At 50.5% G+C, this 9,507-nt stretch carries 11 protein-coding genes, 1 rRNA gene and 2 riboswitches; of the genes, 8 read left to right on the top strand and 4 right to left on the bottom strand.

From position 1 onward, the window contains the following. Window positions 1-2: 2 nt before the first annotated feature. Window positions 3-119, top strand: a 5S ribosomal RNA gene (gene rrf / locus BLT35_RS22430). Window positions 120-462: 343 nt separating this feature from the next. Continuing rightward, on the top strand, window positions 463-660 hold the full coding sequence (locus BLT35_RS22425; protein ID WP_062410689.1) for a hypothetical protein: 198 nt from the start codon (window positions 463-465) through the stop codon (window positions 658-660). An 89-nt stretch (window positions 661-749) separates the two neighbouring features. On the opposite strand, the gene BLT35_RS22420 is transcribed toward BLT35_RS22425, so the two are convergent. From BLT35_RS22420 to BLT35_RS22405, 4 genes are all read right to left on the bottom strand, one after another. Next, window positions 750-1,514: an AAA family ATPase gene (locus tag BLT35_RS22420; RefSeq protein ID WP_074729806.1), complete on the bottom strand. Its 765-nt coding sequence runs from the start codon at window positions 1,512-1,514 to the stop codon at window positions 750-752. 136 nt (window positions 1,515-1,650) lie between these two features. Continuing rightward, a complete protein-coding gene (locus tag BLT35_RS22415; RefSeq protein ID WP_062410691.1) occupies window positions 1,651-2,121 on the bottom strand; it encodes a hypothetical protein in 471 nt (156 codons plus the stop codon). A 94-nt stretch (window positions 2,122-2,215) separates the two neighbouring features. Next, window positions 2,216-2,881 carry a polysaccharide deacetylase family protein gene (locus BLT35_RS22410; protein WP_254777640.1) on the bottom strand — a complete coding sequence of 222 codons (666 nt, stop codon included), beginning with the start codon at window positions 2,879-2,881 and terminating at the stop codon, window positions 2,216-2,218. Window positions 2,882-3,049: 168 nt separating this feature from the next. Further along, on the bottom strand, window positions 3,050-3,898 hold the full coding sequence (locus BLT35_RS22405) for a stalk domain-containing protein (RefSeq protein ID WP_054819439.1): 849 nt from the start codon (window positions 3,896-3,898) through the stop codon (window positions 3,050-3,052). Window positions 3,899-3,903: 5 nt separating this feature from the next. Further along, window positions 3,904-4,055, bottom strand: a riboswitch (cyclic di-AMP (ydaO/yuaA leader). A gap of 146 nt (window positions 4,056-4,201) precedes the next feature. Here BLT35_RS22405 and BLT35_RS22400 point away from each other — a divergent pair. From BLT35_RS22400 to purS, 6 genes are all read left to right on the top strand, one after another. Then, complete coding sequence (locus BLT35_RS22400) at window positions 4,202-4,918, top strand: DUF6483 family protein (protein WP_074729805.1); 717 nt, start codon at window positions 4,202-4,204, stop codon at window positions 4,916-4,918. Between the two features lie 116 nt (window positions 4,919-5,034). Continuing rightward, window positions 5,035-5,136: riboswitch (purine riboswitch) on the top strand. Between the two features lie 152 nt (window positions 5,137-5,288). Then, window positions 5,289-5,774: a 5-(carboxyamino)imidazole ribonucleotide mutase gene (gene purE / locus BLT35_RS22395; RefSeq protein ID WP_054819442.1), complete on the top strand. Its 486-nt coding sequence runs from the start codon at window positions 5,289-5,291 to the stop codon at window positions 5,772-5,774. After that, entirely contained in the window at window positions 5,771-6,973 is a 1,203-nt protein-coding gene (gene purK / locus BLT35_RS22390; RefSeq protein ID WP_074729804.1) for a 5-(carboxyamino)imidazole ribonucleotide synthase, read from the top strand. Before purE ends, purK begins: the two co-directional genes overlap by 4 nt. Before the next feature lie 17 nt (window positions 6,974-6,990). After that, window positions 6,991-8,286 carry an adenylosuccinate lyase gene (gene purB / locus BLT35_RS22385; RefSeq protein WP_074729803.1) on the top strand — a complete coding sequence of 432 codons (1,296 nt, stop codon included), beginning with the start codon at window positions 6,991-6,993 and terminating at the stop codon, window positions 8,284-8,286. 22 nt (window positions 8,287-8,308) lie between these two features. Beyond that, window positions 8,309-9,199 carry a phosphoribosylaminoimidazolesuccinocarboxamide synthase gene (locus tag BLT35_RS22380; RefSeq protein ID WP_062410696.1) on the top strand — a complete coding sequence of 297 codons (891 nt, stop codon included), beginning with the start codon at window positions 8,309-8,311 and terminating at the stop codon, window positions 9,197-9,199. A 55-nt stretch (window positions 9,200-9,254) separates the two neighbouring features. Continuing rightward, window positions 9,255-9,503 (top strand): phosphoribosylformylglycinamidine synthase subunit PurS, encoded by a 249-nt coding sequence (gene purS, locus BLT35_RS22375; protein WP_054819443.1) that lies wholly within the window; start codon window positions 9,255-9,257, stop codon window positions 9,501-9,503. Window positions 9,504-9,507: the final 4 nt, after the last annotated feature.

Genomic DNA, 9,507 nt, shown 5'->3' with positions numbered 1-9,507 from the left:
CGTTTGGTGATGATGGCGGAAGGGAACCACGCGTACCCATACCGAACACGACCGTTAAGCCTTCCAGCGTCGATGGTACTTGGACCGCAGGGTCCTGGGAGAGTAGAACGTCGCCAAGCAAATGTATTCAAAAAGCCTGCAAGTCATATTAAATGACTTGCAGGCTTTTTGTACTTCAGGATAATATTACGCTTATACATGGAAGCCTCCCTCGATGTAAATTGGATTTTAACATACATAACATTCCGATATTCCCTTTATTGGTAAAGAGCGGTTGAATGAATCAGGGCAAACAGACTGCATACTAACTGAAGATTTGCAACTTTAGAGCTGTAATGATATCCAGCAAGAAAGCTGATATATGGAGATGACGGATCTAGATTCGAATACTCCAAAAAGCTCGGAAGCTACGTCGAAGGAAAGCGTAAATTCACAAACCACACCTCAAGGAGGAATGAGTTCATGAGCAAAGTGCAAAATAACAACGAAAATGAAGAACTGGCCGAATTAGGAACCCATGCCGCGGGAGCAACCGACCTGCATCATACGCGGACAACGAATGAGGCCGTACAAATCGATCCTCCTGTAGGTAATCAGCCGGGAGCCGTTGATAACCGAAGCGGGAAGTTTGATGTGAAGAAGAACGGAAAGCCAATCTGACCTCATGGATCGGTTACAGGCCATTAGAGAAAGAGCAGGGATCCGGCGGAAGCACAAGGATGCCTGCTCCTGCTATTGGTCTTTTATGATTATTCCACATCTGCGAACAATTCCTTCAGCATCCGTTCCCGGTTTAGCAGGAACTGTTTCATAATGATATAATGATCGGTTTCTTCCAGAGTTATCTGTTCAATGCCCTTGTCCGTAAGATTGTACATCAGAGCGTCGGGATATCCCATTAAAATGGGAGAATGAGTAGAAATAATAAACTGGGAGTTTCGGTTCACTAAAGCGTGAATACGGGTTAGCATGGACAGCTGCTTAAAAGGAGACAAGGCCGCCTCGGGCTCATCCAAAATGTAAAGGCCATTCCCTCCGAAACGGTGAAGGAAAGCCGCGAAGAACGATTCTCCATGGGATTGCTCGTGCAGTGATTTGCCGCCATATGACCGTATGATAGGGGGGCCCGAGGACTGCTCACGATCCATTTCATCAATGTTCGTTGCCAGGTTGTAATAGGTTTCGGCGCGGAAAAAGAAGCCGTCTTTCGGTTTACGGACTCCGCGTACCAAACGGATATAGCGGTGCAGCTCGGAATGCGATGAACGGGTAGAAAATGTAAAATGGAGACTGCCGCCCTCCGGATTAAATCCCCATGCGATAGCCGCCGCTTCAAGCAGCGTGGATTTTCCCATTCCGTTCTCGCCTATAATATAGGTTACTTTGGGGTGCAAAGGCAAAGAGGTGAGTTCGCGCAAGGAAGGAAGATTAAACGGGTATGCTGTAAATGAGGGAATCCGGTCCCTTAACAGCTCGATACTCCTCAAGTAAGCGTGTTGCTCTCTGAAAACCATGCGGCGCCGCTCCTTTCCCATGATCCTGAACAAGTTTATGATACAAAAAACAAAGGCAAAGGCACCCCATCCCAACCAAGAGTGAGGTGCCTTCATTTGAACACCAAGCGTGGTCCTGAAACCCTAAGCGATAAAGCTACATACGTGAAAATCCTTCATCGTGCAGATATTCGATCGCCTCAGCATAGGTGTCAAAAGCGGACTCCAGATGAAGTCCCGAGTACACATACCACATTTCGTCTTCTTCCAGCAGCACAAGCGTATGGTTATCCGGACCGATCCATCTTTCTTCTTTTGCATCTCCAATAATGGCCTGTTCCTCTGTTGTTCTCGGGGAGAGAGAGCGGATGGAGGCCTCTATGATCGCATGAAGCTGTTCCTTGGAGAAATCACGAATATTGACCAAGCCTTTGTCATCCTGATCGTAACCATACAGAAGACCGGCATAAACAAAACCGTTACCGTTCGGATGCAGATGATAAACCACAATCTTTTTGTCATGGGCGCTTTTTTCATAATGATAATTGATCCGGCCCAAGGATACATTTTTACGTTCCAACTCCGGGAACGATTCCACAACGGCACGTTTTTCTTCAAAAGAAAGCATGATATCCCTCATAACATAGCTTATTGAATTCCAATTGATTATATCATAGGACATCCCGACCGCACCATGATCACATCTTTTGAAGATAAACGGTTTATTTGCGTGTTTTGGCAATCAAATCTGATACGGTGACGAACTGATAACCCCGCCGCGTCAGCTCGGGTAAAATTTGTTTAAGAGCCTCTACGGTCTGGGTGCAGTCCCCTTGAAGATCGTGGAACAGCACAATATCGCCGTTGTGGGCATTGTCCAGAACCTGGCGGACAATTTTGTCTACGCCCGGCTTTTTCCAATCCTGCGTATCCTGATACCAAGACCACATCACGACCGTAAGTTGATCCTTTTTGACAGATTGAAGCAAGGCATCATTGTAAAAACCTCCAGGGGGACGGAAAACGTGCGGCATTTGTTCTGTGATATCGAATATAACCTCCTGGGTTTGGCGGATTTCTTCTACGAGACGTTCGGGGGGAAAGTTTTTCAAGTAATGATGATCGAACGTATGATTGGCGATTTCATGTCCCTCGTTTACCTCGCGGATGGCAATGGCAGGGTACATCTGCACGCGTTTGCCAATAACGAAAAAAGTGCCTTTAGCCCCGTATTGATTCAGCAAATCCAAAATCTGCGGCGTATACACCGGATTCGGCCCATCATCAAACGTAAGTGCGATCAGCTTCTGATCCGTCTCGACGTTCCATACGACCTCGCTGTTTGAGGGTGCGGCGCCGGTAAGAAACAGGACCACCAAAGCAATCATGAACCTACACATACGGCGATGCATAACGAATCGACCTCCGTTCTGACATGACCATCTTAGGTTTTGGACGTCAGAACAAAAGTATGCGGCAAGTCCGGCAGCCAAAAAAAAGCAGCCGCCTCGATGGAGAGACGGCCGCTTCGTGCTATGGATGAGAATCAAATAAGATCATGAACCGAGAATATATACTTTTACTTGTTGAATTCCGAACATTCTTGCTTTATTTTTGCTCTCAGGCAGGAAAATGTCTATGCGGTTGCCTTTCACCGCACCTCCTGTATCGGTTGCCGTGGCGTACATTCCGCCGGCAGGAAGACCATCATACGTATAACCCTCGACATACACTTTAGAGCCGAGCGGGATCACGGACGGATCTACGGCAATGGTGCCCAGACGCAGCGGGTTGCCCATATAGTCGAGTCCCGCATAACCGCCGTTCTCATCGGCAGAAGCAGTATAGGCCGTAGCCTTGGCTACGATCACTTTGGAATAATTCGGTACCTTGCTAACCTTGTTCACCGGGCGGTACCATGCGGGAGCATGATATTGGCCGTCCGTGCTGAGAATCGCGATCCGGTTGATCTTGTCCCATTGGGTTTTGATTCCGAAAGTATCGGAAATCAGCCGAAAAGGGACATACACGCGTCCGTCTACAAACTTGGCCGGGTCCGTAATTTGAGTCGGCTTTCCATTAACCGTCATGCTCCGGTCACCGGTCGACAGCGAAACGGTTTTGTCGCTGCTCTGTATTGTAATGGTGAATCGGGAACCGTCTTGTTCCCACTGAAGCTTGTACCCGAGCTTGTCCGTAACCGCTCTCGCGGGGACCTGAAGTTTGTGATTCTCATCCACAAAAGGCTGTGCATCCGGAAATGCCACGAGCTTTTTGTTTACCTGTACCTTGACGTCATCAGCCAGGCGTACAGGTTCCTGCGCATGTGCGGGTATAGATGCCGTTAAAACTGAAGGCACGGCAAATACACATGCCAGGAGCATGTTTTTGAAACGAAAATTCATGATGCGTTCCCTCCTGTTTTTGCCTCCGAGGTTAGTTGTCGGGTTCGGGAAGAGGTTGTTCCCTAGCGCAGCCGTGCAGCCTGCAAGCATTCACCCCAAGTGCTTAGTCCCCCGTACGTACACATAATTAAGCTGTACGATTCGGCTTTTAAAAGCCTAACATAGGATAATGTTCCGGTTCAATGCACAAAATCATCCAATCATTCCCTCATAATGGAATTGCTTCTAGCGCCGGTTTTCCTCATGCTGCATAATCCTGTACAATAAAAAGAACGACACGGCCAGAATTGAAGGGAAGAGATCATGTACAGACGCGATTATCTCATGCGGTTGATTGAGCAGACGACGGAAGTGCTGCATAAAGTAATGTTCGCAAGGAAAAATCAACGTTTGCAGGAAGCCCTTGAACTGTTGAATCAGGCCATGCGTCAATTGTTAGGGCTGAATTCCAGGCTGATTCACGCTTTATCTACCAAGGATTTGCTCGCACTGCTTTCCAAGGACGGACATGTCGATCAAGGAAAAGTGCTGGCTTTAGGAGATATGCTGAATGCGCGGGGCGCTGCACAGAAAGAGAGCGGTCACGCGGCTGCTGCAATTAAGGACGGCTTAAAGGCGCTGGACTTGCTGCTCACCGCCAGGGAGATGGATCCCCGGGATGAATTGGGCGGGATGTTCAAAGAGCGGATCGATGCGGCGCTGGCTCTTGCGAACCGTGCGTCTATGCCGACGGATACCATGCATAAGCTTGTTTTTTATTATGAGGATTGCGGACAATATGCCAAAAGCGAGGATGTTTTATTTCATTTATTGGACGAGCTAAACGAGGATGAACATCTCCGTGAGGAGTGGATAACGGTGCTGGATGAAGGGATACGTATGTACGAACGCTGGCGTTCTGTCGAAGAAGAGCGGCTGGCTGCAGGCAATTTATCCAAGACAGAAGTCGAAGACGGCCTCGAGGAACTGAAGAATATAAAAATAAAACATGCCACTATCAGGAAAAATCTGAATGAATAGGGTACGAAATGCGAACTATTATTTATGTCTTTTTAGTTAATGTTCGTCTTTTGTAGTTGACATCCGGTGTTAAAGCCTGTTAAACTGAAAACGTATCAGCGAATGGATAATCATTCGGAAAAAGTCGAATAATCTCTCGTATATCATCGGGAATAAGGCCCGAAAGTTTCTACCCGAAAACCTTAAATTTTTGGACTACGAGTGAGCGATAGTATAGAAGGTCTGCACTGCGGTGCAATGGCCTTAGCTTTCGCTTGTGGATATTTCTTGTCGTCCTGCCGATAGACTGTGCATTAGCGGTCCAGCGTCTATCAAAAGGACGTTTTTGTTTTTATATCAGCCAGATGATAAACGACATGGAGGTTTACGGATGTCAGTTCTTGTAGGAGTCATTATGGGCAGTCAATCGGACTGGGAGACGATGAAGCATGCATGCGGCGTGCTGGAGGAACTGGGTGTGCCCTATGAAAAAAAAGTCGTTTCAGCACACAGAACGCCTGACCTGATGTTCGAATATGCAGCGTCGGCACAAGAGCGGGGGCTGAAGGTGATTATTGCGGGCGCGGGCGGAGCCGCGCATCTGCCGGGTATGGTAGCCTCCAAGACAGTGCTGCCTGTGATCGGCGTTCCGGTCAAAACGTCCACGTTGAACGGTCTGGATTCTCTGCTGTCCATCGTACAGATGCCAGGCGGCGTTCCCGTCGCTACGGTGGCCATCGGACATGCCGGGGCGACGAATGCCGGTCTTCTCGCAGCGCAGATGCTTGGGGCATTCGATCCGGAGCTGCAGCGGAAAATAACGCAACGGCGCGAGCGCATCGCAAAGACGGTAGTGGAAAAGAGCGTGCTGGAATGACGCAAGAGAATATGGCAAGCAAGGCGTACAATCCTGATCGGGTGCATGCACCGGGGGCAACCATAGGCATCCTTGGAGGCGGGCAGCTTGGCCGGATGCTGGCTTTGGCCGGACGCGCGATGGGCTACCGCTTTGTTACGTTGGATCCGATGCCGGATGCGCCCTGCGGACAGGTGGCCGATCGCCAGATCGTTGCAGAATATTACGATACGGCGGCGGCAAGGCAGTTAGCGGAACAGTCGGATGTCATTACGTATGAATTCGAGAACGTGGATGCGGGAGTGACTTCCCTGTTGATGGCCGAATCGTATGTACCGCAGGGCAGCCGATTGCTTTACACCACGCAGCATCGGCTGCGCGAGAAACGGGCGATTGAAGCTGCCGGAGTCAAGGTAGCACCTTATGCGGAGATCAAAAATGAAGAGGAGCTGCGTAAAGCGGTACGGCGGTTTGGAACCCCCTGCGTGCTCAAAACGGCAACGGGCGGCTATGACGGCAAGGGCCAATGGATCATCCGTTCGCTGGAAGAAGTGCATGAGGCTTATGACGCTTTGAGCAAGGCCAAAACGGAGCTGGTACTTGAGCAGTTTATCCGGTTTGAGAAAGAAATATCTGTGATTGCGGCCAGAAGCCCGCGGGGGGAAGTCAAGGTATTTCCGCCGGCCGAGAACGTGCATGTGAACAATATTTTGCATCTGTCCATTGTTCCGGCTCGTGCGCCGGAAGCCGTGTTGAAGAAGGCGGAAGCGATGGCGCGGCAAATTGCCGAAGAACTCGATGTGATCGGTCTGATTGCAGTAGAGATGTTTCTGACGGCCGATGGAGAGCTGTACGTCAACGAGCTTGCGCCGCGTCCGCATAACTCCGGTCATTATACGATGGAAGCGTGCCGGACATCGCAATTCGAGCAGCATATCCGGGCGATATGCAACCTTCCGCTGGGGGATACGGCGCTGCTCTCTTCTGTAGTGATGGTTAACGTATTGGGCGAGCACGTACAGCCGTTGCTGGATTGGATCGTGAATCCGGAATCGGAGCGGGTTGTGCCCGGCGTGACGGCGAAGCTCCACTTGTACGGCAAGCATGAAGCCAAAACAGGAAGGAAAATGGGACACGTCAATCTGCTGTCCGAAACGGTGGAAGCGGCATTTCATTGGATAGAGGCTTCACATATTTGGGAATCTATAGAAAAGAATTAAACGAAGGATGGGGAACAATGATCAATCGCTATACAAGACCCGAAATGGGCGCTATTTGGACGGAAGAAAACAAATTCAAGGCTTGGCTGGAAGTGGAGTTGCTTTCTTGTGAAGCCTGGTCCGAGTTGGGCGTCATTCCGAAGGAAGATGTTGTCGAGCTGCGCAAAAAGGCAAGCTTTGATATTGAGCGCATCTACGAAATTGAACAGGAAACCCGCCACGACGTCATTGCGTTCACCCGTGCGGTATCCGAAACGTTGGGACCTGAACGCAAATGGGTGCATTACGGTCTGACCTCGACGGACGTGGTGGATACGGCTCTCGGTTATTTGCTCAAGCAAGCCAACGAAATTCTGGAACGGGACATCATAAACTTCATCGATATTGTTCGTGACAAAGCCATCGCTTATAAACATACGCCGATGATGGGACGGACGCATGGCGTACATGCCGAGCCTACGACCTTCGGCTTGAAAATGGCGCTCTGGTATGAGGAAATGAAACGCAATCTGGAGCGGTTCCGCTTTGCTGCCGACGGCGTACAGTACGGTAAAATCTCCGGCGCCGTAGGCACATACGCCAACATCGACCCGTTCGTAGAGGAATACGTCTGCGGCAAGCTCGGCACGAAGCCCGCGCCGATCTCGACGCAGACGCTGCAGCGCGACCGCCACGCGGAGTATATGGCTACGCTCGCTTTGATCGCGACTTCGCTGGACAAATTTGCGACGGAAATCCGCGCGCTGCAAAAGAGCGAGTTCCGCGAGGTGGAGGAGCCGTTCGCCAAGGGACAGAAGGGCTCGTCGGCTATGCCGCACAAACGCAATCCGATCGGCTGCGAAAGCATCTCCGGTTTGGCGCGTGTGATCCGCGGTCATATGGTGTCCGCATACGAGAACGTTACGCTGTGGCATGAGAGAGATATTTCCCATTCGTCCGTGGAACGTATTATTTTACCGGATGCGACGATTTTGCTTAACTATATGCTGAACCGTTTGGGCAGCATCGTGAAAAACTTGACGGTGTTCCCGGAAAATATGAAGCGCAACATGCAAAGCACATACGGCGTACCTTTCTCCGGTCGCGTAATGACAAAGCTGATCGACAAGGGCTTCAGCCGCGAGCAGGCATACGATACGGTTCAGCCGCGAGCGATGCAGGCGTGGGAAGAGCAGCGCTCGTTCCGCGAAATTATTGAGAATACGCCGGCGGTACGGGAAGTTTTGAGCTTGGAAGAGATCGAGGATGCATTTGATCCGAGCTGGCATTTAAAGCATGTGGATACGATTTTCAAGCGTTTGGGCTTGAGCTGATAAAGGGGAGGCCAGAAGGACGATGAGCGCTGCGACAACGGCCATTTCAAGCGCGGAAGCCTATGTGAAGGCTCCGCTGCTGTATAAGGGCAAGGTACGGGAACTGTACGATCTCGGCGAACACTATCTGATTGCGGTCACCGACCGGATCTCGGCATTCGACTGGGTGCTCAGCCCGGCCGTGCCGGACAAGGGCAACGTACTGAACAGCTTGAGCAAGTTCTGGTTTGAGCGGACGGCTTCGATACAGCCGAATCATATGGTTCATGGGGATGTGGATAAGCTCGGCGATCTGATTACGGACCGCGAGGTGATGAAGGACCGCTTTATGGTTACGCGCAAAGCAGAGCGGATCGATATCGAATGCGTGGTCCGCGGGTATATTACGGGCGGCGGTTGGCGCCAGTATCAGCAGACAGGCGAGGTGAACGGACATAAGCTTCCGGCAGGAATGCGGAAAAACGAGCGGTTTCCCCAACCGATTTTCACCCCTGCTGCAAAGAACGATGTCGGACATGACGAAGACATTTCCATCGAGCGGATGAAAGAGCTGGTTGGAGCGGAGCTCACGGAACAGCTGCAGGAAAAGAGCATCCGGCTGTACGAGTTTGCTCATGCGATTTGTGCCGAGCGCGGCATCATTTTGGCGGATACGAAATTTGAGTTTGGACTTATTGACGGCGAAATTATATTAATTGATGAAATTTTTACTCCGGACTCCTCCCGATTCTGGGCGCAGGAAAAGTACGAGCTCGATATTGAGATCGACGGTATGGATAAGGAGCCGGTACGTACGTATTTGGCAGGCACAGGCTGGGACAAGAACAGCGAGCCGGATCCTTTGCCGCTGCATGTAGTGGAAGAAACATCCAAGCGTTACCGCGATATTTATAACCGTTTGGTGCAAGGGTAATTGCCGCTCTGCGGTAGATCGAACGAACAAACATTTTGCAGGAGGTACTTATCCGATGTTTAAAGCGACCGTGTATGTAACGATCAAGCAAAGCGTACTAGATGTTCAGGGAACCGCCGTTCAAGGCGCGCTCCATTCAATGGGTTTTGACGAGGTGGAGAAAGTAAGAATCGGCAAGTATCTGGAAGTGGAATTGAACACCGATGACCGCGCGGCTGCGGAAGAGCGTTTAAAGGCCATGTGTGAAAAGTTGTTGGCCAACACGGTGATCGAGGACTACCGTTTCGAGCTGGTACAGGCCTAATAAA

The sequence above is a fragment of the Paenibacillus naphthalenovorans genome (assembly GCF_900099895.1).
Taxonomy (GTDB): Bacteria; Bacillota; Bacilli; order Paenibacillales; family NBRC-103111; genus Paenibacillus_G; species Paenibacillus_G naphthalenovorans.
The sequence above is the reverse complement of the archived record's forward strand: the minus strand, read 5'-3'. Positions and strand labels throughout refer to the sequence as shown.

Bases quoted from the DNA above. Each gene is read 5' to 3' on its own strand.
- BLT35_RS22425 (WP_062410689.1), top strand. From the start codon at position 463: ATGAGCAAAGTGCAAAATAACAACGAAAATGAAGAACTGGCCGAATTA.
- BLT35_RS22420 (WP_074729806.1), bottom strand. From the start codon at position 1,514: ATGGTTTTCAGAGAGCAACACGCTTACTTGAGGAGTATCGAGCTGTTA.
- BLT35_RS22415 (WP_062410691.1), bottom strand. From the start codon at position 2,121: ATGCTTTCTTTTGAAGAAAAACGTGCCGTTGTGGAATCGTTCCCGGAG.
- BLT35_RS22410 (WP_254777640.1), bottom strand. From the start codon at position 2,881: ATGATTGCTTTGGTGGTCCTGTTTCTTACCGGCGCCGCACCCTCAAAC.
- BLT35_RS22405 (WP_054819439.1), bottom strand. From the start codon at position 3,898: ATGAATTTTCGTTTCAAAAACATGCTCCTGGCATGTGTATTTGCCGTG.
- BLT35_RS22400 (WP_074729805.1), top strand. From the start codon at position 4,202: ATGTACAGACGCGATTATCTCATGCGGTTGATTGAGCAGACGACGGAA.
- purE (WP_054819442.1), top strand. From the start codon at position 5,289: ATGTCAGTTCTTGTAGGAGTCATTATGGGCAGTCAATCGGACTGGGAG.
- purK (WP_074729804.1), top strand. From the start codon at position 5,771: ATGACGCAAGAGAATATGGCAAGCAAGGCGTACAATCCTGATCGGGTG.
- purB (WP_074729803.1), top strand. From the start codon at position 6,991: ATGATCAATCGCTATACAAGACCCGAAATGGGCGCTATTTGGACGGAA.
- BLT35_RS22380 (WP_062410696.1), top strand. From the start codon at position 8,309: ATGAGCGCTGCGACAACGGCCATTTCAAGCGCGGAAGCCTATGTGAAG.
- purS (WP_054819443.1), top strand. From the start codon at position 9,255: ATGTTTAAAGCGACCGTGTATGTAACGATCAAGCAAAGCGTACTAGAT.